This window comes from Ensifer sp. ENS08 (assembly GCF_014852195.1).
Taxonomy (GTDB): domain Bacteria; phylum Pseudomonadota; class Alphaproteobacteria; order Rhizobiales; family Rhizobiaceae; genus Ensifer; species Ensifer adhaerens.
Genome location: NZ_JACVBF010000013.1, coordinates 97,034 through 120,267, shown reverse-complemented (window position 1 = coordinate 120,267; position 23,234 = coordinate 97,034). Strand labels below are relative to the sequence as shown.

The following is a 23,234-nucleotide window of genomic DNA, read 5'->3' as shown; positions in this document are numbered from 1 at the left end:
AAGCCAAAAATCAAATCAGGGAACAGCTTAATGTCGATCAACAAATTGAAACTCACCCTGGCCGCAACCGGCCTCGTGCTCGCGGCCTCCACCGGCAGCGCCAGCGCTTCGTATTGCGGCGACGGCAAGACCGTCATGTTCGCCGGCATCGATTGGGAAAGCGGCGCTTTCATCACCGAAGTGATGAAGACCATTCTTGCCAAGGGCTACGACTGCCAGGTGGATTCGATCCCCGGCAACTCGGTGACGCTGGAACAGGCAACCGCCAACAACGACGTCCAGATCTTCGCCGAGGAATGGCTCGGCCGTTCGGACGTCTGGAACAAGGCGGTCGAGGAAAAGAAGGTCGTCGCCGTCGGCAAGACCTTCGTCGGCGCCAGCGAAGGCTGGTTCGTGCCGGAATACGTCATCAAGGGCGATGCGTCGCGCAGCCTTGAAGCCAAGGCGCCGGACCTGAAGAGCGTGTCGCAGCTCTCCGATCCGAAGATCGTCGAGCTCTTCGCCGATCCGGAAGAGCCCAGCAAGGGCCGCTTCCTCAACTGCCCTTCGGGCTGGACCTGCGAGGGCGTCAGCTCCGCCAAGCTCGAAGCCTACAAGCTCGGCGAAACCTATGTGAACTTCCGCCCGGGCACCGGCACGGCGCTCGATTCCGCGATTACGTCCGCTTACCTCCAGGGCGAACCGATCCTCTTCTACTACTGGTCGCCGACGGCGATCATGGGCAAATTCAAGCTCGTGCAACTCGAGGAGCCGGCCTATAGCGAGGAGTGCTGGAAGGAGCTTTCGAGTGCCAACGGCAAGCGCGAGCAGGGCTGCGCCTTCCCGTCGGTCGACGTCTCCTACGGCGTCAACAGCACCTTCGCGCAGGAAGCCCCTGAAATCATCGCCATCCTCGAAAAGGCGACTTTCCCGCTCGACGCCGTCAACGGCAGCCTCGCCTACATGGCCGACAACAAGGTCGACGCGACGGCAGCGGCCGCCGAGTTCCTGAAAACCAAGGCAGATGTCTGGGGCAAGTGGGTTTCGGACGAAGCCCGCGGCAAGATCGAAGCCAGCCTCAAGTAATCGCGACCAGCCGCTGACTTGGGCTTCATCGCCGCGTCTAGCGCGGCGATGAATCCTGATCCGGCGGCCGGCCACATACCCGTGGCAAGTGCCGCCGGCGGCCGATCTGTGTCCGCTGGCAGCCCGAGCAAGGAACGCATCCGATGTTTCCGGATTCTCTCAATCTCTCCATTCGCGGGCCGGTGAACGATTTCATCCAGGCGCTGGTCAGCGGTTATGGCTGGGTCTTCAAGGCGATCAGCGCCGTCATTCTGAAAGCCGTTCTATTCATCGAATGGATCCTGCGCGGCCTGCCCTGGTGGGTCGTCATCCTGATCTTCATGGCGCTCGCCTGGCAAAGCTCGAAGCGCTGGACCCTGACGGTCGCCGTCGGCGTGCTGCTGTTCTTCGTCGGCGTGCTCGGCCTCTGGGACCTGACGATGCAGACGCTCGCCCTGATGCTGATGGCAACGATCGTCTCCGTCGTCATCGGCGTGCCGATGGGCATCTTCGTCGCCAAGAGCCGGACCGTGCGCAGCATCACCCTGCCGGTGCTCGACGTCATGCAGACGATGCCGAGCTTCGTCTACCTGATCCCGGCTTTGATGCTCTTCGGCCTCGGCAAGGTCCCGGCGATCCTCGCCACCATCATCTATGCCGTGCCGCCACTCATTCGCCTTACCGATCTTGGCATCCGCCAGGTCGACCATGAAGTGGTGGAAGCAGCGACCGCTTTCGGCGGCAGCCCCAACCAGATCCTCTTCGGTGTCGAGCTGCCACTCGCTACGCCGACAATCATGGCCGGCCTCAACCAGACGATCATGATGGCGCTGTCGATGGTGGTCGTCGCCTCGATGATCGGCGCCCGCGGCCTCGGCGAGCAGGTGCTGAACGGCATCCAGACGCTCGACGTCGGCAAGGGGCTGGAAGCCGGTATCGGCATCGTCATTCTCGCGATCGTTCTCGACCGCATCACGCAAGGCTTCGGCAAGAGCCGGACGGAGGATCCCCGCAATGGCTGATATCGAGATCCGCAACGTCTACAAGATCTTCGGGCAGGACGCGAAAGCCGCACTCGCTATGGCCAAGGAAGGGCTCAACAAGTCCGAAATCCTCGCCCGCTCCGGTTGCAGCGTCGGTCTCAACAATGTCAGCCTGACGATCGGCGCCGGCAAGATCTTCGTAATCATGGGGCTTTCCGGCTCCGGCAAGTCGACCCTCGTGCGCCACATCAACCGGCTGATCGAGCCGACCAGCGGCGAAGTGGCCTTCGACGGCAGCAACATCCTGGACCTCGACGCCAAAGCGCTGCGCACCTTCCGGATGCACCGCGTGAGCATGGTGTTCCAAAGCTTCGCGCTGATGCCGCATCGCACCGTGCTGCAGAACGTCATCTACGGCCAGCGCGTGCGCGGCCTGCCCAAGGCCGAGGCCCGCGACATCGGCATGAAATGGATCGAGACCGTCGGCCTTGCCGGCTACGACGCCAAGTACCCGCATCAGCTTTCCGGCGGCATGAAGCAGCGCGTCGGCTTGGCTAGGGCGCTGGCCGCCGATACCGATGTGATCCTGATGGACGAGGCCTTCTCGGCACTCGACCCCTTGATCCGCGCCGACATGCAGGACCAGCTGTTGCAGTTGCAGCAGAACCTTTCAAAGACCATCGTCTTCATCACCCATGATCTGGACGAGGCGCTGCGCATCGGTTCGGAAATCGCCATCCTCAAGGACGGCCAGGTGGTGCAGGTCGGCACGCCGGACGATATTCTGGAACGGCCGGCCAACGATTACGTTGCCCGCTTCGTGCAACGCCGACAGGGACGACCGGAAGCCCATGAGTGAGAATGTAGTCCTCGATGCACCACTGACCTGGAAGCAAATCGCAGCGGTCGCCAATGGCGCACCGCTCGCGCTTTCCGATGCAGCACGCCAGCGCATCGTCCACGCTCGCCGGGTCGTCGACGCTCTGGTCGAGCGCGGCATCCGCGGCTACGGCATCAACACCGGTGTCGGCGCGCTCTGCGACGTCGTCATCGACCGCGAGAACCAGCAGGCGCTATCGCGCAACATCATCCTCAGCCATTCCTGCGGCGTTGGCGAACCGCTCGCCCGGCCCGAAGCCCGGGCGGTGATGGCCGCCCAGATCGCCAACTTCGCCCACGGCTATTCCGGCGTGCGCATCGAGACAGTCGAGGCGCTGCTGGCACTGCTCAACGCCAACCTCGTCCCCGACATCCCCTCGCGCGGCTCGGTCGGCTATCTCACCCATGCGGCCGCGATCGGCCTCGCGCTGATCGGCCACGGCACCGTCGATGACGGCAAGGGCAAGATCAGCGGCGTCGAGGCGCTCGCGCGGATCGGCCTCAAGCCGCTCAGGCTCGAAGCCAAGGAGGGCCTGAGCCTTGTCAACGGCACGCCCTGCGCCACCGGCCTTGCGGCATTGGCACTGTCGCGCGCTACGCACCTCTTCGACTGGGCGGATGCCGCCGCCGCGATGACCTATGAAAACCTCGGCAGCCAGGCGAATGCCTTTGCCGCCGGTCCATTGGCGCTTCGCCGCTCCAAGGGGCTGGATGAGGTCGGAGAATCCCTGCGCGATTTTCTCGCCGGCAGCCCGATGCTCGCCGAGACCGCGGGCACCCGCACGCAGGATCCTTTAAGCCTTCGTGCCGTGCCGCATGTGCATGGCGCTGCCCGCGATGCACTGGCCCACGTCGCCGAAGTCGTTGACCGCGAGCTTGCAAGCCTCACCGACAACCCGGCCGTGTCGGGCACGCGCGAAGCGCCGGAGGTGCATTCGCAGGCCCATGCGGTGGGCGCTGCTCTCGGCCTTGCCATGGACAGCCTGGCCGTCGCCGTTGCCGAAGTCGCTGCCATCTCCGAGCGCCGCATCGACCGGCTCGTCAATCCGCTAGTGAGCCGCCTGCCGGCCTTCCTCGCCGGTGATAGCGGTGTTGCCTCCGGCTTGATGATCGCCCAGTACACCGCCGCCTCACTTGCCGCTGAAAACCGACGCCTGGCCGCCCCCGCCAGCCTCGATGGCGGAATCACCTCGGCGCTGCAGGAGGACATCCTGACCCATGCGACGCCGGCCGCCTGGAAGGCACTTGCCATCGCCGACAACCTCGAAACGATCCTTTCGATCGAACTGCTTGCGGCGTCGCAGGCCTATGACCTGCAGCCGCGTGGCCGCGCCGCACGCACCGACGCGCTTTACCGGCGCATTCGCTCGGAAATCCCCACCTATGCCGACGACCGGCCGCTCAACGGCGACTTCGCCCGCATGCGCACACTGATCGAAGGAGGCACGCCATGAAGGTGCTGCGCGCGAAAGACTACAAGCGCATGCCCTGGAAGAACGGCGGCGGTGAGACGGTGGAGATCGCCATTTTCCCCGAGAAGGCGTCGCTTGCCGATTTCGACTGGCGCGTCAGCATGGCGACCGTCGCCACCGATGGCCCCTTCTCCAGCTTCCCCGGTATCGACCGCACACTGTCGATCCTTCAGGGCAAGGGTATGCGGCTGATGATCGAGGGTCGCAAGCCCGCTTTGTTGACCGGCGAGACGGCGCCGCTCCCCTTCCCGGCCGACGTCGCGACATCAGCGACCCTCGTCGACGGTCCGATCGTCGACCTCAACGTCATGACACGGCGCGGCAGGCTCACGCACTCGGTTCAGCGACTGGCACTCGATCATCCGCACAGGGCAGAAAGCCTGGGGGGCACGACCCTCGTGCTTTGCCACGGCGGCGCCGTGCGGTTGACCGCAAGTGACGCCACGGCCGAACTGGCAGCGGGCGACACGGCCGTGCTGACGGGTGCAGCCTCCTTAACCATCGAACCGGCGGCCTCTGCCGTCCTCTTCCTGATCACCATCGACAAGCCGGCCGCCTGATCGGGCGCCGTCTCGCGTCGTTCAGCCGCGCCTCAGATGCAGCAGGGGATAGGGCCGGCCTGCATCGTCGACAGGCGAACGCCCGACCACCTCAAAACCCATTCGCCGATAGAAACCGGCGCCGGACACATTCTGCTCGTTGACGTCAACCGTCAGCACCGGATGCAGGCTCATCGCATGCTCGACAAGCCGCCGACCGACGCCAGCGCCGCGCGCCTCGGCCTGGACGAAGAGCGAGTCGATCTGCGCCCCACTCATGCCCATTAAACCGAGCGCCAGGTCATTTTCATCCGCGGCGATCCAGAACTCGGCGGCCGGCAGATACTGGTCGCGCACCAGCACCTCGATCGCAGCAAAATCCTCCGGCGTCAGGAAATCATGGGTGGCGACAACGGCGCTGCGCCAGATCTTGAAGGTGCGCGGAAAATCGGATGGACGGGAGGGGCGGATGGAGATGGTCATGATGCAATCGCTTCTGAAAATGCGGCGGCGCGAGGCGTGCCGTGCGTCCGACTGTGGCCAACGCAGTTTTGCGAAGGTGCCAGCCTGTGAAGATGTCCGGTCCTGATCCGGTCCCGGACCGCGCACCTTATCCGCAGCCCCGACGATCGCAAGCGATCTCCGCACCTGCGGTTTTCAGGCCACGCCGGTTAAGAATTCAGCAACCATATTCCATGTTCCCCGGGGAACAGCACGATTGACGCCACACGATAGTCTCCATGTCACGGTTCTTAGCCACACATCAACGAACGCAGGGACTGGAGGACAAGGACATGATCAAAACCGCTTTCGGCGTCAACGTCACCGTACTGGTCTTCTCGATCACCGTGATCGCCATCATGCACTTCGCCCTGTCCCAATATCGCGCAGCCGAAATCGCCAACATCGACCTGCCGGACTACACGACGATCACTTCGTCGATTCATCGCTGAGGCGACCTACCCCGCGGCGGCAGCCGGGCAGCATGCCTGACTGGTTTCTACGCACACCCTCTCAAGCCGCATCTGCAGGCGCTGCCATCGACGATGGCGGCGCCTTTTTGCATCGATCATCAGCTCCATGTATGGCCAGAGGGATTATGATAGGGGACGCTGACTGAACGAATCGCCGCTCAAGACAGCGTAGCAACATATCCAGGAAGGCCTGAAATGACGGATCCGCAAAACGAACTGAAACTCAGCGCGTTCAAGTTCCACGAGCAGGCCGTCCGCGCCTCCGTCGGCGGAAAACCGCTCGCACTCGATGCGTTGGAACTCGGCGGCGAAATCCTGGTGGTACTGACCTGGCTCGGCAATTCCGAAAGAGGCCTGCGCAAGCCGGAATACGTCCTGCCCCTGAGCGCCGTGGCGCATCAGGCGCTGAGCAACGATCAGGACGCGAAGTATAAATGGACGATCAGCGCACCGCTGCCGCCATCCCTGTTCGACGGCAGCGCGTCGCGGCCGTTCAGACGGCAGTTCGGGGTGAAGAGTGGGCCGGCACTGACATTGCCGCTGGGACAGACAAGGCATTGATCATATAGGCTCGATCACTGCCTAGTCTGCGAAACCTGAGGGTCGCAGACGTAAACAACTGTCAATGAGGTCCCTCGGACTTCGAGTCGTATCGATTACTACAGTAAGCTTCTTCTCGCGCTAGTTGAAGTCTCGCTAGCTCTTTGCCTAGCAGCGATGCCACAAAATGGAATGCGACTCACCGTCACTTGCAGCGGAGAATGCATGAAGATCGAAGTTCGACCTCTAGACAATCAAGACGCCGGGGCGCTGCTTCAGTTCGAGGAAACGCATTTTCAAGACATCAAAGCGAAAGAGATTGCCCCCGCAAAGCTGAGTAGGTCCGTATCCGCATTCGCCAACACTGCCGCAGGCGATCTGTATATCGGAATTGACGAAACCATCATTGGAGGCACGAAAACGCGCGAATGGCGAGGATTTTCCGATCCCGAAGAAGCCAATCCGTTCTTCCAGATCCTTGAGACATTGGCGCCCGGCACGCACTTTTGGGATGCCGAGTTTGTAAGCTCGGAAGGATATCCTGGTTACATTTTACATCTCTCGATTCAGAAAACACGTGGGGTGCTAAAGGCAAGCAACGACATCGCGTATGTTCGGCGAGGTGCGCAGAACCTACCGGTAAACGATGATGAAGCGTTTCGTTCGCTGGAGTACGACAAAGGAATCGTTTCCTTCGAAGACGAGCTTGTTAATGCTCCGCTCGATCTGGTGACCAACTCCGCCACAGTAATTGAGTTTCTTCTGAGTCAAATTCCTTCCGCCGAGCCTGAGCGTTGGCTGCGATCGCAATTACTGTTGGTCGAGAACAAGCCGACGGTCGCCGGTGCGTTACTCTTCGCCGACAGCCCTCAGGCAATGCTACCGAAGCGTTCTGCGGTAAAGGTCTTCAGATATCAGACAGTTGAGGAGGGCGTGAATCGCGAGGTGTTGGCTTTTGACCCGCTAACCATAGAAGGGTCGATCTACGATCTCATCGACAAAGCCGTAAACTCCACCAAGCAGATAGTCGAAGGCATTAAGCGAATCGGTAGCGAGGGATTAGAGGAGATCAGCTACCCAGACGAGACCCTCCACGAGATTGTCACCAATGCTATTCTTCACAGGGATTACTGCATTCCGACCGACGTCCAGATCCGCATCTACGACGATCGAGTTGAAGTCGAAAGCCCCGGTAGACTTCCCGGGCACATCACGGTGACGAACATTCTGGATGAGCAATTCGCCAGGAACCCAAAAGTCGTGCGCCTAATCAACAAGTTCCCGGACCCACCAAACAAAGATGTCGGGGAAGGTCTAAATACGGCCTTCAACGCGATGAGGCGAATACGGTTGCAGGAGCCTGAGATAATTCAGAAGGATAATTCTGTAGTCGTCTACATTCGGCATACACGCTTGTCATCGCCGGCCCAGATCGTAATGGAGTATCTCGAACACAACCCTACCATCACGAACCAGACAGGACGCGAAATTACCGGCATCCGGCGGGACGTCCAGATGAAAGACGTTTTCGTTGCACTCAGGCGTGCCAACGAAATCGAACTTGTACCGGGAAAACGCGGGAAAGCTTCGGTCTGGCGAAAAACAGCGAGAACGACTAGGCAGGGTCGCGATGACCAGGAACGCGATCTATTCTCACTTCTAACTGAAGAACAAGAGCGACCTAAAAAAAAGTAACAGCCCATCATGTGAAGAAATGGTAGCGGAGGAGGGATTCGAACCCCCGACACAAGGATTATGATTCCTCTGCTCTAACCTACTGAGCTACTCCGCCGGGTACCGCGTCAGGGCTTCGAAGTGGAAGCCGTCTTGACTGGACGGGCGGCTTATACGGCCCGCCTCCGCCCACTGTCAACCCAAGTCTCCGGGAAAATGTGAAGTTTTCACAACAGCCCGGAAATCAAGGGCTTCAGGCGGCTGCCTGCGCCGAAAGCAGCGCCTTCAGCGCGGCTTCTGCGCCGGCTTCGCGTTCCGATTTGCGAATAAATCCGCCGCCATAGACGCGCGCATCCTCGCCGACGCCGGAATAGAGTGCGCAGGCTTGGCCGGGTGCAATACCGGCTTCGCCTTCCGCAAGCTCCACATAGATGCCCTCTTCGTCCATCGCGAGCACGGCAGGCGCCGGCTGGCGGGTGGAGCGCACCTTGGCGAAACATTCAAAGCCCCGCGCAGCGGCCACTTCGACGTCCTCATCACCCAGCCAGTTGACGTCGCGCAGGTAGACGCGGCGCGTTTCCAGCGCCTCCTTGGGGCCGACGATGACGCGGCGCGAGCGGGCGTCGAGATAGACGACGTAGAGCGGCTCGCCGGTCGCAACGCCGATGCCGCGGCGCTGGCCTATCGTGTAGTGCAGGATGCCCTCATGCGTGCCGAGCACGCGGCCGTCGAGATGCACGATCTCGCCGGAAAGCGCTGCATTCGGCTTCAGCTTCGACACGATGTCGCTGTACTTGCCCTGGGGCACGAAACAGATGTCCTGGCTGTCTGCCTTCTGGGCGACGACGAGGCCCATCTCCTCGGCGAGCTTGCGGGTCTCGGCCTTGGAGAGATGCCCCAAGGGGAAGCGCAGATAGTCGATCTGCTCCTGCGTCGTTGCAAAGAGGAAGTAGCTCTGGTCGCGATCGGCATCCGTCGGCCGGTAGAGCGCCCGCTGGCCGGCATAGCGCGGTTTCGGGCTCGGGCGCGAGCGGATGTAGTGGCCGGTCGCCAGCGCATCGGCGCCAAGCTCCTTGGCGGTCAAAAGCAGGTCGGCAAACTTGACCGTCTGGTTGCAGGCAACGCAAGGGATCGGCGTTTCGCCGGCGATATAGCTTTCGGCGAAGGGATTGATCACCGTTTCGCGGAAGCGCGCTTCGTAGTCGAGCACGTAGTGGGGAATGCCGAGGGTTTCGCAGACGCGGCGTGCATCGTCGATGTCCTGTCCGGCACAGCAGGAGCCGGCACGGTGCACGGCGGCGCCGTGATCGTAGAGCTGCAGCGTGATGCCGAGAACGTCGTAGCCCTCGCGTTTGAGCAGGCCGGCAACGACGGAACTATCGACGCCACCGGACATGGCAACGACGACACGCGTATCTTCGGGCTTGCGGTCAAAATCGAGACTGTTCACGGGATCCAATCCGGCCTTCGGGCGGCAACCTTGCGCCTGCCCTGTTTCACGCTTCATGCGATGCTTTGCCGAGGAACTCTCGGCCCACGGCATCTTCGGCTCCGCGGCGGCCGGCATCAATCGGATGCATAGAGCGCGTCGCAGTACTTTCAGTTCCGCGACATATAGAAACTTGTCCGTCCGGCGGCAAGGCCGGCCCCGGCCGCTGCCCGGCCTTAAAGGCGTCAGATCAGCTTCAATCGCATGGCGCGGGCAATCGCCTGCATGCGGTTGACGGCATCGAGCTTGCGGGTCGCGCTCTTGAAGTAGCTGCTGACCGTGTAGGTCGAGATCCCCAGGATGATGCCGATCTCGTCGCTGCTCTTGCCGGCAGCCGCCCAGCGCAGACATTCCAACTCGCGGCTCGAGAGTTTTTCACGTGCCGTATTGCCGGTGTCGAAGGTGCGCTCCAGACATTCGAAAAGCTGGACCAGCGTGAGATACAGCGTCGCCCGCTCGACGCCGGCAGGTGCCTCGCGACGGCCCGAAAGCATGGCGATGAAGGGATCGCCGCCACTCGTGTGCAGCAGCACCGCGAAATGGCGCGCCATCTCCGGATGGGCCAGCAGGCGGTGCACCATGGCCTCGTCCGCGGGCTTGGCCGCAACATCGAGCAGCTCGGCCCCGCCGGTCACCGGCAGCTTGGTGAACCGCAACTTTTCGACCAGCCCGCTCGACTGGAAAGTCTCGCAGGCGTCGTACTGGCGCACCAGTTCGGACGGCCAGTTGCTGAGCACCAGCCGCTCGGAAAAGCGCTGCTGTTCGGCCAGCGGCATGCGCGCGATCATGAAATGGCCGAAGCCATAGCGCGCGATCAACCGCCGCATGAGATGCAGAAGTTCGTACTCGGTGCGGACGGTGGCCGTATCGATGTCCGAAAACATCTCCACCGTTTCAGCCTCGCGCAGCAAGGCCGGTTCATGCGATTCCTTCATCTGCGATCACCACATCCCCGGCGCCACCGCACCGGTCGAGAGAAATACAAACAACGCCCCACATCTTCAGGAGCATGAAATTCACCCGACAGGCGAAATAAAACTGCCGCTCCCGGCCTGCCCGCGAAAGAAACGCGCCCGGTTGTGAAAACTATGACGATGCACCAAGAATGAATGCGGGAGCGTACATACGACGCTCATCCTTATTTCGGGGCTTCGTTACCAAAAATTTTAGTTAAAGTGAAATGTGGTATTTGCATGGCTCCCATGTCAATTCCGCGAGAATTCGGATTGTTCTCAAGCGTTTCCACAAGTCGGGGAAATATTGCCCCAAGATCTAAGGGGCGCCGTACACGGGCAAAAGCCCACCGGAAGTGTCTCAAATTATGAGCAAATTGTTACTTGACGCTTAGGCAAATGTTAAATGTGGCAGGCTAAGGTCACGGTCATATGGTCTTGAGTTTGTGTAGAGAGTCCCATGACCGAAATGATGCGACCACGCGTGAAATATGTCATCGGCCCCGATGGCAGCCCTCTGACGATTGCGGATCTGCCGCCGGCTAATACCCGGCGCTGGGTGATCCGCAGGAAGGCTGAGGTTGTTGCCGCCGTGCGCGGTGGCCTGTTGAGCCTGGAAGAGGCGTGCGAACGCTATACCCTTACCGTCGAGGAGTTCCTGTCCTGGCAGTCCTCGATCAACGATCACGGTCTCGCCGGCCTGCGCACCACTCGCATCCAGCAGTATCGCCACTAGTTCGCCCATCACAGGGCCATAGGTCGCGCGGCGGCTCCGGGTTTCCCGGGGCCGCCGCCGTCGTTTTCCCAGGTCCCGCGCGCACCGGCATTGGTTGCGTTTAACGAACGCTCTGTCCTCCGGCGATGGCGGGGCAGGCGATTCCGATTTGCGGAAAACTGCGCTAGCTTCCACGCAGACAAACCCGTTCATCAAGGAAGGCTGCCATGGAAATCATGCACGAGGAAACCGGATCGCACGGCCGCTACTCGACATCAGTCGAAGGCCATACCGGTGAAATGACCTATTCGCGCACCTCGCCTCAACTGATCATCGTCGATCATACGCTCGTTCCGGATGCTCTGCGCGGCAAGGGTGTCGGCCAGGCGCTGGCCAAGCATGCGATCGAGGAAGCCCGCAAGGGCGGCTGGAAGATCATTCCGCTCTGCCCTTTCATGAAGGCCCAGGCGATGCGGCATCCCGAATGGCAGGATGTCATCCAGGGTTGAGACAACCGCGCCGGCAGCCACGGCACAAATCTTAAATCGAAATCGCGACCTTGGCGCGTCTTGAAAGAGGCGCGGCCCTGCAGATCCCAAAATGAGAAGACCCGCCCGGATGCCGAGGCATCGGGCGGGTCTTTTTGTCTTGTCACGATCGTGCCGGATCGGATCATGCCAGCCGCATGATCCGTCAAGGATGGAACCATCTGCTCCGAAACGGGCTATCGGCCCGTCCAACGGACAAATCCCCCTTGCCAGATCCGGCTCGGGGTTCAAATCACCCTTTGGAACAAGGCGTTACGGCCCGCTGCGCCGAATTATGGCGCAGGAGCCGCAGCTATGCCCGCAGGCGGGTCGACGTGTCCCGCTCTTCGAGGGCCGCCGCCTTCGCGTATTCGGCCTGCACTTCTTCGAGCGCGAGTTCGGCAGCATCCTGCTGCGTCTTCAGTTCGCGAATGGAAACCTGAAGATTGTCGGCTCTTTGACGTGCGGCCTTGGCGAAGGTGGGATAGGCGAAGTGCTGGGGATCGGAGATACCCGACTTCTTCTCCTCGAAAATAATCTGATTTTCCAGATCCTTGGTCATCCGTTCGAACTCAGCCATCATCATCTGAAGCTGGTTCAGCTGACGCTGCTTCTCCCGGACCTGAAATTCCTTCAGGCGGACAAGGCTCTCACGTGCTTTCATACGCAATACTCCCGTGGATAACGAGACCCCGGTTACTGATTTGCCCGCGAGCCGGCCCGAACAGGGCCGGAAACGAAAAATCTTCAGCGATATTAACAAAAGCCTACCGCTGGTAACCTTTCGTTTACGGGCATCGTTAATCATAGGCGTGATGATTTAAGGCTCCGTAAATGCTGAGGCATGAAATGTGACCGCCCCGGCATTAACGAGTCAGAAGAGTCAGATAACGGCATTTCCTCATGTTTCACATGAGATTAGCCGTTCTGGATTCACGTTTGAAATCAGGAGACTGCTAAAAATATTTAACAAACTCGATACACCTTGCCAGAGGGAATCAGAATTTGTTAACCATTTGGTGGCAGCCTCCAAATCAGGCAACGACTGGATCCGTATCGCGTAAGGGTGCCACGACAACCTTGGGCGGCGGAAAAGGGGAAGAATATGCGGGTTCTATTAATTGAAGACGACAGTGCAACGGCTCAGAGCATTGAGCTGATGCTCAAGTCCGAGAGTTTCAACGTCTACACCACCGATCTCGGTGAAGAAGGCGTCGATCTCGGCAAACTTTATGACTATGACATCATCCTTCTCGACCTCAATCTGCCGGACATGTCCGGCTACGAAGTCTTGAGAACGCTGCGTCTTTCCAAGGTGAAGACACCCATCCTGATTCTTTCGGGTATGGCCGGCATCGAAGACAAGGTTCGCGGCCTGGGCTTCGGCGCAGACGACTACATGACCAAGCCGTTCCACAAGGACGAACTGGTCGCTCGCATTCATGCGATCGTCCGCCGCTCCAAGGGCCACGCCCAGTCGGTCATCTCCACCGGCGAGCTCATCGTCAACCTGGATGCCAAGACGGTTGAAGTCGGCGGACAGCGCGTCCACCTGACCGGCAAGGAATACCAGATGCTCGAGCTGCTCTCGCTGCGCAAGGGCACGACGCTCACCAAGGAAATGTTCCTGAACCACCTCTATGGCGGCATGGACGAGCCGGAACTGAAGATCATCGACGTCTTCATCTGCAAGCTGCGCAAGAAGCTTGCAAACGCCGCCGGCGGCGCCAACTACATCGAAACCGTCTGGGGCCGCGGCTATGTGCTGCGCGAGCCGGATGGCGCCGAATACGCCGAAACTGCCTGATTCCCCGCCAGGGCTTGCACCGATCCCCGCATGATGCGGGCCCGACATTCAAGAGTTTCGCAAAACCCGCCTTATGAGGCGGGTTTTGTTTTGCGCGCAAACAACCACGCTTGCCGGTCCTGCAATGCCCGGCGGATGCCAGGGTTGCACGCGCCTGCACCCTCCCCTTCCCCGACGCTCGAAAAATCTGTTCCGCTCGCCCGCTCCGCACACAACAAAAAGCCGCGGCAAACGCCACGGCTTGATTTTGCTGCAAACAGATCAGGATAAGGCGGCTCAGGCCGCCATCGACTGGCTCGCGAAAACGCTGGTCAGGATCTTGCGGTCGAAAGGCTTCAGCAGGAAGTCGTCCGCGCCAGCGCGCTTGCCGGCCATCATCTTCTTCAGGTCTGCCTCGACGACGCAGTAATAGATCCGCACCGAAGGGCCGTTCGGCAACCGCCGAATATTGCCGATGAGCTCGAGCGCGCCTTCGAGGCCCGCGTCGATGATCAGGATGTTCGGGAGTTCCGCTTCGCAGCGCACAAGCGCCTCGAGGCTGTTCGACGCCTCGTAAACCATGAAGCCCATGCCGGAGAGGATACGTTTTCCAACTTTCCGCACGACATCCGAGCCGTCGGCAATCATCAAACGTCGCATGTCCAACTCCCTTCGCCACTTACCTATACGCGTATCGGCATTCCTGAAACAACTCTATACAAATTTGGGAAAGATTTCGTTACGGAGTTTGCTTAACGAAGCTTTTTCATGCGGGATCAACACTCTGAAAACATTAAATTTTCTAGAATGCGAGCGAGATCGAAACGCATATGGCAGATACGTTTCCGCCGGATGCGATGGCACCCGGCGGCTGTCGAGAAGTCAAGAAATCGCAATACCTGGCGCCGTCGAATTAAACCTCAGGCTGCATTTTGGCCGTAAAGATGATTTCCTCGCCGGTCGAGGTAACGGCGATTTCCATGCGCGCCTCCTCGCCGAGAAGCACGGTGTAATAGGGCTGGATCGAATGGGCATCGACCGCCTCTTCCGGCGTGCCGGACAGGAGTTCCACCAGCCTCGGCGGTACCCGCATCATCCGGCCCTTCGCAACGAGCGTGAACGCGGCGTCGAATTCCGGATTCTCGAGCGTCACGTCGATCGAGCCGCCGCGCGGAATGGCGCCGTAGGCAATCAGGAAGAGGTTCAGAAGCAGCTTGACCCGGTTCTTGGCGATGATCGCCCGCGGGCCGTGCCAATTGACCTCGGTCTTCTTCTCGGCAGCGGCAAAATCCTTGGCGGCCTTTTCCGCTTCGCCGGTGTCGATCGACGCGCCGACCGAACCCGAGGCACCGAAGGCAAGGCGCGCAAACTTCAGCCGGACAGAGGCGTTGAGCGCGCTCGTGCGGATGAGGTCCATCGCATCGGCATCGGCGCCGCCCTCGTCGAGCAGTTCCAGGCCGTTGTTGATGGCGCCGACCGGGGAAATGATGTCGTGGCAAACCCGGCTGCACAGAAGCGCGGCCAGATCGGGTCCCGTCAATGTCAGGTTCGGATTCGTTGCCATCTTAGTTCCTTGTTTGGTGCCATCGGCCGTCGCCTGGAGCACGCGCCGTGGTCACGCCGGTAAACCCTCACGCGTGAAGACGCAAGTCATGAGCTGCCCGGCGCAGCCGTTCATCAGTGGAACATAATGACACCACATTTGGTAAACCGATTGTTAAGACCATCAGTTCAAATTGCATGGCATTGGTCCAGACCCCAACTGGCCGAGCAGTGATCTGACTGTCGGCCACTGCAAACCCGCAAGCGAGCAATTTTCGCGCCTGACGGAGGATATGATGCATCAGATCATGAAGGCAGCCACATCGGCTGGCCGTGTTGTCCTGGCCACGATGTTTCTGGTCGCCGGCGCCCTGTCCGCTGCGCACGCCCAGTCGGCGAACAACAACAGCCAATACACAATGCAGGAAATCGTCGATGCTGGTCACGGCTTCTTCGGCGAAACCTCGGGCGGCCTTGCCAAGGTCGTCGAACGTGCCTTTGAACGCTACGGCCTGCCGAACGGCTACATTCTCGGGCAGGAAGGCTCAGGCGCGTTCATCGCCGGCCTCACCTATGGCGAAGGCGAGCTCAACACCAAGAATGCCGGACAGCACAGCGTCTTCTGGCAGGGTCCGTCGCTCGGCATCGACTGGGGTGGCCAGGGCAGCCGCGCGATGATGCTCGTCTACAATCTGCCGAGCGTGCCGGCGCTCTACAAGCGCTTCGGCGGCGTCTCCGGCTCGGCCTATGTGGTTGCCGGCGTCGGCATGACGGTGCTGACCGACGAGAACATCGTCGTGGTGCCGATCCGCACCGGCATCGGCGCGCGCCTCGGCGTCAATGTCGGCTACCTCAAGATGACCCAGACCCCCACCTGGAATCCCTTCTAAGACCGTTGCCGGACCTGCCTGTCGCAAAATCCGGCACCATAGACTTGCAGCGCACGAAACGTCATGTTTAGTGCAAGGAAGCGGAAGATGGAGCGCCTGCCGCGCCCTTTGTGGCCGGGCAGGCGGTTCGGTTTCCGGTCCAGTTTCGAAACGGCCAGCTCGTGATCCAATTCTCGCTTCTCTTTGCCCTGGGCTTTCTGACGGCGATCATCATCGGTCTCCTGGTCGCACCGGCGATCCACCGCCGGATCGTGCGTTTCGCCGAGGACCGGCTGAAAGCGACGATGCCGCTCAGCCCTCAGGAGGTGCGCGCGCAAAAGGATGCTGCCCGCGCCGCCTTTGCCGCCGAGAATGCCCGCACGCTTCAGGCCCTGAAGCGCGAACGGGACAAGGGCGTGTCGCTGATGCTGACCAACGAGAAGAGCCTGCAGGAAGCCCGTCGCCTCAGTGGCGAAAACGCCGATCTGCACGCCCAGCTGGCCGACATGAACGTTGAGGCGGCAGACATGCGCTCGGCCATCCGCCAGTTCGAACAGCGGCTGGAACGCATGAAGGCGACCCTCGACAGCGTCGAGCGGGACAACGCCGGCAAGGCTGACGAGATCAGAAAGCGCGACGCCCAGCTCGCCCAGGATGCGGCCCAGACCGACAATCTGCGGATCGATCTGGCTGCGCGCGAGACCGAGGTCGAGCATCTGAAGAGCCGGATTGCCACGCTGCGCGACGAGCGCGAAGCCCTGCGCAGCGACTTGAAGACCGAGACCACCCATGCAAAGGAAATGGAGCTCCGCCTGTCGCGCGACGGGACCCGCCTTCACCGGCTGGAAGACAAGCTTGCGCGCGAAATGGCGACCAGCGCCGATCGCGAGAGCGCGCTCGAAAGGCGCGCCGGGGAAATCGAGAGATTGAAAGCCAAGGTCAAGGACACCAACCAGGAAATGCGTGACGCCGCCAAGGCTCTCCGCGCCGCGGGCGTCGCCTTTCCCCTGCGCCGCGACCGCAAGCCGGCATCCGAACCGGCCGCCAACGGCGCCGCGGAACCGGCCCAATCCGTAGGAGGGGAGCCCGGCTCCATCGTCGCCGCCGACGACCTGCGCAATCGCGCCACCGCCCTTTCGGAGCGCCTAACCAACTCCAAGTCCGCAGCCCATGACGAGGCGCTTCGTGATGAAGTCGCAGCAATCGCCGCGGGCATGGTCGCACTGACGGCGACGAACGAAGGCGCCGCCTCCCCCATCCTCGGCCTGCTCTCGGGCGAGGAAGAAGGCACCGGTAACAGGAAAAGCCTGGCAAAGCGCGTCAAGGACATCCTGCCGCGCGAGTAGTGCGCGCAGCGGTCGGAATCATCTGCCCTTACACCAGTGCGAACCGTCAGATCCGGCCGTTGATCAATGCCACCTGGTGCAATGCGATGCCCGCCGCGGTCGACACATTGAGGCTGTCGAGCCCAGGACGCTGGCGGATGCGCGCCGTCTGGATCGCCGTCATCACCGATTGCGGCAGCCCCTCGCCCTCGGTCCCCATCAGAAGCGCCGTGCGCTGTGCCGCCGGGATCGCCCCGATGTCGATCGTTCCCGCCGGCGACAGCCCCCAGATTGCAAAGCCCGCATCCTGCAGCTGCTGCAGCATGACGGCAACGGACCCTTCGCGGGCAAAAGGCACCGTCAGCACGGAACCGACGGAAACGCGGATCGCCTTGCGGTACATCGGATCGCAGCTCGTCTCGTCCATCAGCACCGCATCGACCCCGAAGGCCGCGGCGTTTCGGAAAAGCGCACCCATATTGTCGTGGTTGGAGATGCCGCAGGCCGCCAGCACCAGGCTCGACGCGGGTAGCGACGCGATCAGCGCGTCGCGATCCGGCTCGCCTTCGCGGCGCCCCAGTGCCAGCACGCCGCGATGCATGTTGAAGCCGGCGATCGCGTCGAACACCTGCGCATTCGCCACATAGACCGGCACGTCAGGCGGGAAACGCCGAAGAATGTCGCCAACGCCCTCCAGACGGTTTTCCAGAAGCAGGAGGGCCTCGGCCGCAAAGCCACGGCCGGTCTCGTGCGCGGCAGCCAGCATGCGCAGCACCACGGTGCCTTCGGCGATGAAGCGACCCTGCCGCCCCGTCAGATCGCGCTCCTTGATCGAGACGAAACCGGCGATCCGGGGATCGGCGGGATCGTCGATGCGCAAGACGGGCGGGAGGGCGCCTGGCATGCCGTCAGTTCGTCCGAACGGTAATATCCGCAACGATGCGGCCGGTGCCGATGTCGAAGACGATGGCGCGCGGCTCGGCGCCGGGCAGGTTGCCGTAGAACAGCACCTGCGAGCCGGAAAGCGCGACATTCGTCACGGTGAAGCCTGCGGGCAGCGCGGCAACGGCGTTGAGCGGTGCCTCGCTCGGGACGACGGCAGCGGACGTCTGGGCCGGCGCTTTCTCATCCGTGCGTGTCAGCTTGTAGACAATCGTTCCAAGGACAGCCATAAGCATGACCAACATGACGCCGGCCGAGACGAGCTGCAGCTTCACCATCTTGCGGCGGACATTTTCCATCGCCGGATCTAGCGGCTTGTCTTCCTGGTCGTCGGGCTCGATTGCGGTCATGGCTGGCCTTTTTTCGGATTTTTAGCGGAATGAACGACCCCTTTAAACAAGCAACGGCCAATAGGAAAGTCCTGACGGCGGGCGAGGATGCCGCAGGGCGGCTCGATTCCTTCCTGACGGACGCACTTTCGGGTGAATTCTCCCGCAACCGCATCAAGGCCCTGATCGAACAGGGTGCGGTGTCAGTCAACGGCAAGCCGGTGAACGAACCGAAAAAGAAGGTACAACCGGGCGACGTTTTCGAGATCGACCTGCCCGAGCCGGAAGATCCCGAGCCGAAGGGCGAGAACATTCCCCTCGACGTGCTCTATGAGGACAGCGACCTGATCGTGCTGTGCAAGCCGGCCGGCCTTGTCGTGCATCCGGGCGCCGGCAACTGGACCGGCACGCTGGTCAACGCCCTGATCCACCATTGCGGCAGCAGCCTGTCGGGCATCGGCGGCGTCAAGCGCCCCGGCATCGTCCATCGCCTCGACAAGGAGACGAGCGGCGTCATGGTCGTCGCCAAGAACGATGCGGCCCATCGCCATCTCTCGGACCAGTTTGCCGACCACGGCCGCACCGGCCCGCTCGAGCGCGCCTACCGGGCGGTCGTCTGGGGGCGGCCACGGCAACTGAAGGGTACGATCGACGCGCCGCTCGGCCGCGCCGGCGACCGGACGAAGCGCGCGGTCAAGCGCGAGGACAGCGACGACGCCCGCGAGGCGATTACCCATTACGAGGTGGTCGAGCGCTATCTCGAAAAGCCCGACGGCACCTCGCTCGCCTCGACCATCGAATGCCACCTGGAAACGGGCCGGACCCACCAGATCCGCGTGCACATGGCTCATATCGGCCACCCGCTGATCGGCGACCCCGAATACGGCGCCGCCTTCAGAACCAAGGCGAACCTTCTGCCGGAGGCCGCCAAGACCGTCGTCAACCAGTTTCACCGCCAGGCGCTGCATGCCTTCATGCTGCAGTTCGAACACCCCTCGACCGGCGAGACCATGCATTTCGAAGCACCGATGCCGGCCGACATGGCAGCGCTGATCGACGCGCTGCGCAGCGGGGAGTGACCGCCCCTTGAAATCCGGCGAAAGAATTCCGATCTAAGGCGAGCCTCTATTCGTGACATTTCCGTCGCTCCGGCGTCACATGCTTGTGAACCGGACTCCTTGAATCATGCTTTCGCCGTACTTATTTTCTACGTTCGTGGGGTCTTGACGAAGACCCACATGCCCGGCTTGCCGACCGGAGGCCGGAGACTAAAAAGGGGGGTGCTTCATATGGCCCGAAACAATTTGCCGTCCATTGCCGCTGGAGAAGGCGGCCTCAATCGTTACCTCGACGAAATTCGCAAGTTCCCGATGCTGGAGCCGCAGGAAGAGTACATGCTCGCCAAGCGGTACCAGGAACATGACGACCGCAAAGCAGCCCACAAGCTCGTCACCAGCCACCTTCGCCTCGTCGCCAAGATCGCGATGGGTTATCGCGGCTACGGCCTGCCGATCGGCGAAGTCGTGTCGGAGGGCAACGTCGGCCTGATGCAGGCCGTGAAGAAGTTCGAACCCGATCGCGGCTTCCGTCTCGCCACCTACGCAATGTGGTGGATCAAGGCCGCGATCCAGGAGTACATCCTGCGCTCGTGGTCGCTGGTCAAGATGGGCACGACCGCCAACCAGAAGCGGCTGTTCTTCAACCTGCGCCGCCTCAAGGGCAAGATCCAGGCACTCGATGAGGGTGACCTGAAGCCGGAGCAGGTCAAGGAAATCGCCACCACGCTCAAGGTGAGCGAGGACGAAGTCGTGTCGATGAACCGCCGCCTGTCCGGCGACGCCTCGCTCAATGCGCCGATCAAGGCGAGCGAGGGCGATTCCGGCCAATGGCAGGACTGGCTCGTCGACGATCACGACAACCAGGAAGAAATCCTGATCGAGCAGGACGAGCTCGAAAGCCGCAGGGCGCTGCTGGCAAACGCGATGAAGGTGCTCAACGACCGTGAGCGTCGCATCTTCGAAGCACGCCGTCTGACCGAAGATCCGCTGACGCTCGAAGATCTTTCGGCCGAGTTCGACATCAGCCGCGAGCGCGTCCGACAGATCGAAGTTCGCGCCTTCGAAAAGGTTCAGGATGCCGTGCGCAAGGCAGCGCTGGAGCGCGCCAATTCCCTGCGCGTCGTCGAAGGCGCCTGAGGCGACTGCAGCACTTCAGCGAAGGTTCTGCTTCAAGAACGCGAAATCCAATAAAAAAACCCGGCGGTTGCTTCCGCCGGGTTTTCTGTATCTACCGCTCTTATCGAGCTTACTGGCTGTTGCTTTCGGCAGCCGTTCCCGTCGTCGACCAGGCGCGCATCGCCTGATTGAAGGCATCCGTACCGCTCTGCCCCTTTTCAAGCGTCAGCAGCGCGCGGCGGCCGTTGCGATAGGTGAGCGGAATATCGATCCAGCTGCGGCTACGCAGCAGTTCGGTGTTGTTGCCGATGGCGTCCGTCGCATCGTTCAGCGCGATCATGTGGAAATCGTCGGTGATCTTGGCCGGAACCGCGATCAAGGCGTCTCCCCGGTCCTGCTCGGTCCGCTTCATCGATACGCGCTGGACGCTGTCGATAGCGCCGCCTTCGAAGTTCGACGGCAGCGAGAACACGAATTCGATGACGTGACTTGCCGGCAGCGACGGATCCGCATTCCGCTTGATCGTCATCAGCGCGGTGAGACCACGGTCGGGAACGGTGATCTGGGCCTGGATTGCCGGTTCGGGCTTGGCGTCGCCGCCAGGCGACTCCTCCTTCACCGTCCATGCCACGGTTCCCGGAACGGCCGTGGGCGAAGACTGGCCAAGACGCTCCTCGTAGAGGAACATCTTCTCGCCGGTCGCAAGCGCGACTTCAGGCTGGTTCGGCTGGCCCGCCGGCTGGCCTGTCGCAGGCGCTCCGGCCTGGCCGGCCGTGCCGCCCTGCCCGGCGGCCGCTTCGACAGGCTTGCCTGCCTCCGTCTGCGGCGCCACGGACTTGCCTTCCTGCGCCGCGCTCTCGCCGGTTGGGTTGGCCGGACCGTCGTCGGTTTCCGATCCGTCCGCCATCAGGCGCTGCGTGAACTTGGTCGAGCTGTTGTCCGGAGCGACGGTATCGTCGTGCGCAGCCGGTTCCTGCGTGGCGGTTTCGCCAGCGGGCTGCGGCGGCGTGCTTTGTTCTGCCGGCGCTCCGCCGATGTTTGACACCACCGAGGTTATCGACGCCACCATGCCGGAGATCCAGGCATTGCCGGCCTCTCGGTTCTGCCAGTAGGCAAACCCGCCGCCGCCAAGCGCCAGCAGGGCGACGCCCGCAATCGCGAGACGCTTAATGCTGAAGCGCGACGGCTTCGGCGTGGCCCGGTAAGATGTCGGCCTCGGCGCCGCCGGGGTTGCTTCGCCAGCCCGTTCCGGCTCGCGTGCTGCGGCCGCAGCTCCGGCTCCCGCCGCAGCAGTATTGGCCGCGTCCTCGAAACCGAGCAGGTCGTCGATATGATCCCAAGCGGTACCAGCGCGTTCCTGCTGGTTCTGTGCCGCCGGTGCGGCAGTAGCTGGCTTTTCGACCGGCCATGACCAGTCGCTGATCTCCGGTTCGGAAGTCTTCTCGGCCCGCCGCTCTTCGATCGCCGCGAAGGGGTCATTGTCGTCAAACGACCAGCCGCGCACCGGGTCCGCCTTCGGCGTCGCCTCAGGCGCATGTTGGTCCGGCTCGGCAACCGGGTGCATCCCCAGGAGCTCGGGCGCGTTATCCGGTTCGTGAGTCTCGGCGGCACGTTCGTCGCTGAGGTGTTCGGCAACCGGGGCGACGGTCGAAGTCGGACCAACGGTCTCCCACTCGGGCAGGTCCCACTCCGAGAGTGCCGGCTTCTGCTCGGCGCTTGCCGCCGGCGCTTCCTCCCAGGCCGGCTCATGCGCGGCATGGTGCAGCGCCTCGACCGACGGGGAAGGCTCCGATGTGTCCTGCGTTTCTGCCACCGGCTCCGAATACTCGGGCGCTTCGTAGGCTGGCGCGTCTTCGTGCGGCTGAGCCACGACGGGATTTTCGTCCAGCGGCGCCGCAACGGCTTCGGCAGGCTCAACGACCGGTTCGTATTCTACCGGCTCGACCGGAGTTTCCTCGGCCAGTTCAGCATAAGGCTCGACGACATGCGCCGGTTCCTCATAAGCCTCGACATGGTGGTAGGGCTCGGCGGCGCTTTCCGGTTCCGCGGCCGGCTGTTCGACCTGCTCGGCAACGGCCACCGGTTCGCTTTCGGCAACCGGCGCAGACTGAGCTTCCGGTTCCGGTTCCGGTTCCGGAACGGGTTCGTCTACTGCAGCGTCCGAGGGAACCGGTTCGACGGTCTCCGCCTCGGCTACCTCCGGCTCGTCGAGCGCCGGCAGGGCCTCGGCATGTTCGCTGTCGACCTCGGCGATCGCATTTTCGAGCTTCGCCAGCTGGCGATTGATCATGTCGTCCGACGGACGCGGGTTCATGTTTTCGAGTTGGCGGCGCACGGCCGCGCGCGCCTTCTCGTATACCCTGTCCCGCATTTCAGGTGTGTTTTCCGACAGGCCGTCAACGGTCCTGCGAATAACTGCAACAAAGTCCGCCATTAGTACTTTCTCATACGCCCAGGTATGTCTTTGCGATCACGACG

24 protein-coding genes and 1 tRNA gene are annotated in these 23,234 nt (G+C 61.9%); 15 read left to right on the top strand and 10 right to left on the bottom strand.

Going from position 1 to position 23,234, the window contains the following annotated elements; genetic code table 11:
* The first annotated feature begins 30 nt into the window (after window positions 1–30).
* The 5 genes from IB272_RS24125 (at window position 31) to IB272_RS24105 (ending at window position 4,938) form a co-directional block, all read left to right on the top strand.
* Window positions 31–1,065 (top strand): ABC transporter substrate-binding protein, encoded by a 1,035-nt coding sequence (locus tag IB272_RS24125; RefSeq protein WP_034806494.1) that lies wholly within the window; start codon window positions 31–33, stop codon window positions 1,063–1,065.
* Between the two features lie 143 nt (window positions 1,066–1,208).
* Complete coding sequence (locus IB272_RS24120; protein ID WP_034806492.1) at window positions 1,209–2,066, top strand: proline/glycine betaine ABC transporter permease; 858 nt, start codon at window positions 1,209–1,211, stop codon at window positions 2,064–2,066.
* Window positions 2,059–2,886, top strand: coding sequence for a betaine/proline/choline family ABC transporter ATP-binding protein (locus IB272_RS24115; RefSeq protein ID WP_051659742.1), 828 nt, complete (start codon window positions 2,059–2,061; stop codon window positions 2,884–2,886). Before IB272_RS24120 ends, IB272_RS24115 begins: the two co-directional genes overlap by 8 nt.
* Window positions 2,879–4,360: a histidine ammonia-lyase gene (hutH, locus tag IB272_RS24110; RefSeq protein WP_113135988.1), complete on the top strand. Its 1,482-nt coding sequence runs from the start codon at window positions 2,879–2,881 to the stop codon at window positions 4,358–4,360. The genes IB272_RS24115 and hutH overlap by 8 nt, the downstream gene beginning before the upstream one ends.
* Window positions 4,357–4,938 (top strand): HutD family protein, encoded by a 582-nt coding sequence (locus IB272_RS24105; RefSeq protein WP_060581191.1) that lies wholly within the window; start codon window positions 4,357–4,359, stop codon window positions 4,936–4,938. The genes hutH and IB272_RS24105 overlap by 4 nt, the downstream gene beginning before the upstream one ends.
* Window positions 4,939–4,959: 21 nt before the next feature.
* Here the strand turns inward: IB272_RS24105 and IB272_RS24100 are convergent, their stop codons facing one another.
* On the bottom strand, window positions 4,960–5,400 hold the full coding sequence (locus IB272_RS24100) for an acetyltransferase (RefSeq protein WP_060581220.1): 441 nt from the start codon (window positions 5,398–5,400) through the stop codon (window positions 4,960–4,962).
* A 311-nt stretch (window positions 5,401–5,711) separates the two neighbouring features.
* Here IB272_RS24100 and IB272_RS24095 point away from each other — a divergent pair, with 311 nt between their 5' ends.
* The 3 genes from IB272_RS24095 (at window position 5,712) to IB272_RS24085 (ending at window position 8,126) form a co-directional block, all read left to right on the top strand.
* Complete coding sequence (locus IB272_RS24095; RefSeq protein WP_156133954.1) at window positions 5,712–5,870, top strand: hypothetical protein; 159 nt, start codon at window positions 5,712–5,714, stop codon at window positions 5,868–5,870.
* Between the two features lie 216 nt (window positions 5,871–6,086).
* Window positions 6,087–6,452 carry a hypothetical protein gene (locus IB272_RS24090; protein WP_060581190.1) on the top strand — a complete coding sequence of 122 codons (366 nt, stop codon included), beginning with the start codon at window positions 6,087–6,089 and terminating at the stop codon, window positions 6,450–6,452.
* Window positions 6,453–6,656: 204 nt separating this feature from the next.
* A complete protein-coding gene (locus tag IB272_RS24085; protein WP_060581189.1) occupies window positions 6,657–8,126 on the top strand; it encodes an ATP-binding protein in 1,470 nt (489 codons plus the stop codon).
* Between the two features lie 20 nt (window positions 8,127–8,146).
* Here IB272_RS24085 and IB272_RS24080 read toward each other — a convergent pair.
* The 3 genes from IB272_RS24080 to IB272_RS24070 form a co-directional block, all read right to left on the bottom strand.
* A tRNA-Met gene (locus IB272_RS24080) sits at window positions 8,147–8,223 on the bottom strand.
* A 135-nt stretch (window positions 8,224–8,358) separates the two neighbouring features.
* Entirely contained in the window at window positions 8,359–9,612 is a 1,254-nt protein-coding gene (gene mnmA / locus IB272_RS24075; RefSeq protein ID WP_051659745.1) for a tRNA 2-thiouridine(34) synthase MnmA, read from the bottom strand.
* 167 nt (window positions 9,613–9,779) lie between these two features.
* On the bottom strand, window positions 9,780–10,529 hold the full coding sequence (locus IB272_RS24070; RefSeq protein WP_034806462.1) for a LuxR C-terminal-related transcriptional regulator: 750 nt from the start codon (window positions 10,527–10,529) through the stop codon (window positions 9,780–9,782).
* 478 nt (window positions 10,530–11,007) lie between these two features.
* Between IB272_RS24070 and IB272_RS24065 the strand changes: the two genes are divergently transcribed.
* Both IB272_RS24065 and IB272_RS24060 read left to right on the top strand, forming a co-directional pair.
* Window positions 11,008–11,283 (top strand): DUF1153 domain-containing protein, encoded by a 276-nt coding sequence (locus IB272_RS24065; RefSeq protein WP_003527546.1) that lies wholly within the window; start codon window positions 11,008–11,010, stop codon window positions 11,281–11,283.
* Between the two features lie 206 nt (window positions 11,284–11,489).
* Window positions 11,490–11,771: a GNAT family N-acetyltransferase gene (locus IB272_RS24060; protein ID WP_060581188.1), complete on the top strand. Its 282-nt coding sequence runs from the start codon at window positions 11,490–11,492 to the stop codon at window positions 11,769–11,771.
* 331 nt (window positions 11,772–12,102) lie between these two features.
* Here the strand turns inward: IB272_RS24060 and IB272_RS24055 are convergent, their stop codons facing one another.
* Window positions 12,103–12,453, bottom strand: a complete 351-nt coding sequence (locus tag IB272_RS24055) for a flagellar export protein FliJ (RefSeq protein ID WP_034806460.1) — start codon at window positions 12,451–12,453, stop codon at window positions 12,103–12,105.
* 441 nt (window positions 12,454–12,894) lie between these two features.
* Between IB272_RS24055 and ctrA the strand changes: the two genes are divergently transcribed.
* Window positions 12,895–13,596 carry a cell cycle two-component system response regulator CtrA gene (ctrA, locus tag IB272_RS24050; protein ID WP_025424706.1) on the top strand — a complete coding sequence of 234 codons (702 nt, stop codon included), beginning with the start codon at window positions 12,895–12,897 and terminating at the stop codon, window positions 13,594–13,596.
* A gap of 276 nt (window positions 13,597–13,872) precedes the next feature.
* On the opposite strand, the gene IB272_RS24045 is transcribed toward ctrA, so the two are convergent.
* Entirely contained in the window at window positions 13,873–14,235 is a 363-nt protein-coding gene (locus tag IB272_RS24045; RefSeq protein ID WP_034806707.1) for a response regulator, read from the bottom strand.
* 253 nt (window positions 14,236–14,488) lie between these two features.
* Complete coding sequence (locus tag IB272_RS24040; RefSeq protein ID WP_034806457.1) at window positions 14,489–15,139, bottom strand: histidine phosphotransferase family protein; 651 nt, start codon at window positions 15,137–15,139, stop codon at window positions 14,489–14,491.
* A gap of 274 nt (window positions 15,140–15,413) precedes the next feature.
* On the opposite strand from IB272_RS24040, the gene IB272_RS24035 reads away from it, so the two are divergent.
* Both IB272_RS24035 and IB272_RS24030 read left to right on the top strand, forming a co-directional pair.
* Window positions 15,414–16,007, top strand: coding sequence for an EipA family protein (locus IB272_RS24035; protein ID WP_082572792.1), 594 nt, complete (start codon window positions 15,414–15,416; stop codon window positions 16,005–16,007).
* 161 nt (window positions 16,008–16,168) lie between these two features.
* A complete protein-coding gene (locus IB272_RS24030) occupies window positions 16,169–17,332 on the top strand; it encodes a hypothetical protein (RefSeq protein WP_060518656.1) in 1,164 nt (387 codons plus the stop codon).
* Between the two features lie 46 nt (window positions 17,333–17,378).
* On the opposite strand, the gene IB272_RS24025 is transcribed toward IB272_RS24030, so the two are convergent.
* Together IB272_RS24025 and IB272_RS24020 are read right to left on the bottom strand one after the other, a co-directional pair.
* Entirely contained in the window at window positions 17,379–18,215 is an 837-nt protein-coding gene (locus IB272_RS24025; RefSeq protein ID WP_034806450.1) for an RNA methyltransferase, read from the bottom strand.
* Between the two features lie 4 nt (window positions 18,216–18,219).
* The gene (locus IB272_RS24020) at window positions 18,220–18,603 is read right to left on the bottom strand and encodes a hypothetical protein (RefSeq protein WP_034806447.1); all 384 of its coding nucleotides are present in this window, start codon (window positions 18,601–18,603) and stop codon (window positions 18,220–18,222) included.
* 29 nt (window positions 18,604–18,632) lie between these two features.
* Between IB272_RS24020 and IB272_RS24015 the strand changes: the two genes are divergently transcribed.
* Both IB272_RS24015 and rpoH read left to right on the top strand, forming a co-directional pair.
* A complete protein-coding gene (locus IB272_RS24015; RefSeq protein WP_034806444.1) occupies window positions 18,633–19,661 on the top strand; it encodes an RluA family pseudouridine synthase in 1,029 nt (342 codons plus the stop codon).
* A gap of 210 nt (window positions 19,662–19,871) precedes the next feature.
* Complete coding sequence (gene rpoH / locus IB272_RS24010) at window positions 19,872–20,777, top strand: RNA polymerase sigma factor RpoH (protein ID WP_034806441.1); 906 nt, start codon at window positions 19,872–19,874, stop codon at window positions 20,775–20,777.
* Between the two features lie 109 nt (window positions 20,778–20,886).
* On the opposite strand, the gene IB272_RS24005 is transcribed toward rpoH, so the two are convergent.
* Entirely contained in the window at window positions 20,887–23,190 is a 2,304-nt protein-coding gene (locus tag IB272_RS24005) for a hypothetical protein (protein ID WP_060581187.1), read from the bottom strand.
* Window positions 23,191–23,234: the final 44 nt, after the last annotated feature.

Excerpts from the sequence above, each read along its gene's own strand:
- IB272_RS24040 (WP_034806457.1), bottom strand. The coding sequence starts at position 15,139 with ATGGCAACGAATCCGAACCTGACATTGACGGGACCCGATCTGGCCGCG.
- hutH (WP_113135988.1), top strand. The coding sequence starts at position 2,879 with ATGAGTGAGAATGTAGTCCTCGATGCACCACTGACCTGGAAGCAAATC.
- IB272_RS24025 (WP_034806450.1), bottom strand. The coding sequence starts at position 18,215 with ATGCCAGGCGCCCTCCCGCCCGTCTTGCGCATCGACGATCCCGCCGAT.
- IB272_RS24045 (WP_034806707.1), bottom strand. The coding sequence starts at position 14,235 with ATGCGACGTTTGATGATTGCCGACGGCTCGGATGTCGTGCGGAAAGTT.
- IB272_RS24115 (WP_051659742.1), top strand. The coding sequence starts at position 2,059 with ATGGCTGATATCGAGATCCGCAACGTCTACAAGATCTTCGGGCAGGAC.
- IB272_RS24005 (WP_060581187.1), bottom strand. The coding sequence starts at position 23,190 with ATGGCGGACTTTGTTGCAGTTATTCGCAGGACCGTTGACGGCCTGTCG.
- rpoH (WP_034806441.1), top strand. The coding sequence starts at position 19,872 with ATGGCCCGAAACAATTTGCCGTCCATTGCCGCTGGAGAAGGCGGCCTC.
- IB272_RS24105 (WP_060581191.1), top strand. The coding sequence starts at position 4,357 with ATGAAGGTGCTGCGCGCGAAAGACTACAAGCGCATGCCCTGGAAGAAC.
- IB272_RS24060 (WP_060581188.1), top strand. The coding sequence starts at position 11,490 with ATGGAAATCATGCACGAGGAAACCGGATCGCACGGCCGCTACTCGACA.
- ctrA (WP_025424706.1), top strand. The coding sequence starts at position 12,895 with ATGCGGGTTCTATTAATTGAAGACGACAGTGCAACGGCTCAGAGCATT.
- IB272_RS24015 (WP_034806444.1), top strand. The coding sequence starts at position 18,633 with ATGAACGACCCCTTTAAACAAGCAACGGCCAATAGGAAAGTCCTGACG.
- IB272_RS24085 (WP_060581189.1), top strand. The coding sequence starts at position 6,657 with ATGAAGATCGAAGTTCGACCTCTAGACAATCAAGACGCCGGGGCGCTG.
- IB272_RS24125 (WP_034806494.1), top strand. The coding sequence starts at position 31 with ATGTCGATCAACAAATTGAAACTCACCCTGGCCGCAACCGGCCTCGTG.
- IB272_RS24070 (WP_034806462.1), bottom strand. The coding sequence starts at position 10,529 with ATGAAGGAATCGCATGAACCGGCCTTGCTGCGCGAGGCTGAAACGGTG.
- IB272_RS24120 (WP_034806492.1), top strand. The coding sequence starts at position 1,209 with ATGTTTCCGGATTCTCTCAATCTCTCCATTCGCGGGCCGGTGAACGAT.
- IB272_RS24095 (WP_156133954.1), top strand. The coding sequence starts at position 5,712 with ATGATCAAAACCGCTTTCGGCGTCAACGTCACCGTACTGGTCTTCTCG.
- IB272_RS24100 (WP_060581220.1), bottom strand. The coding sequence starts at position 5,400 with ATGACCATCTCCATCCGCCCCTCCCGTCCATCCGATTTTCCGCGCACC.
- IB272_RS24035 (WP_082572792.1), top strand. The coding sequence starts at position 15,414 with ATGCATCAGATCATGAAGGCAGCCACATCGGCTGGCCGTGTTGTCCTG.
- IB272_RS24090 (WP_060581190.1), top strand. The coding sequence starts at position 6,087 with ATGACGGATCCGCAAAACGAACTGAAACTCAGCGCGTTCAAGTTCCAC.
- mnmA (WP_051659745.1), bottom strand. The coding sequence starts at position 9,612 with ATGAAGCGTGAAACAGGGCAGGCGCAAGGTTGCCGCCCGAAGGCCGGA.
- IB272_RS24020 (WP_034806447.1), bottom strand. The coding sequence starts at position 18,603 with ATGACCGCAATCGAGCCCGACGACCAGGAAGACAAGCCGCTAGATCCG.
- IB272_RS24055 (WP_034806460.1), bottom strand. The coding sequence starts at position 12,453 with ATGAAAGCACGTGAGAGCCTTGTCCGCCTGAAGGAATTTCAGGTCCGG.
- IB272_RS24065 (WP_003527546.1), top strand. The coding sequence starts at position 11,008 with ATGACCGAAATGATGCGACCACGCGTGAAATATGTCATCGGCCCCGAT.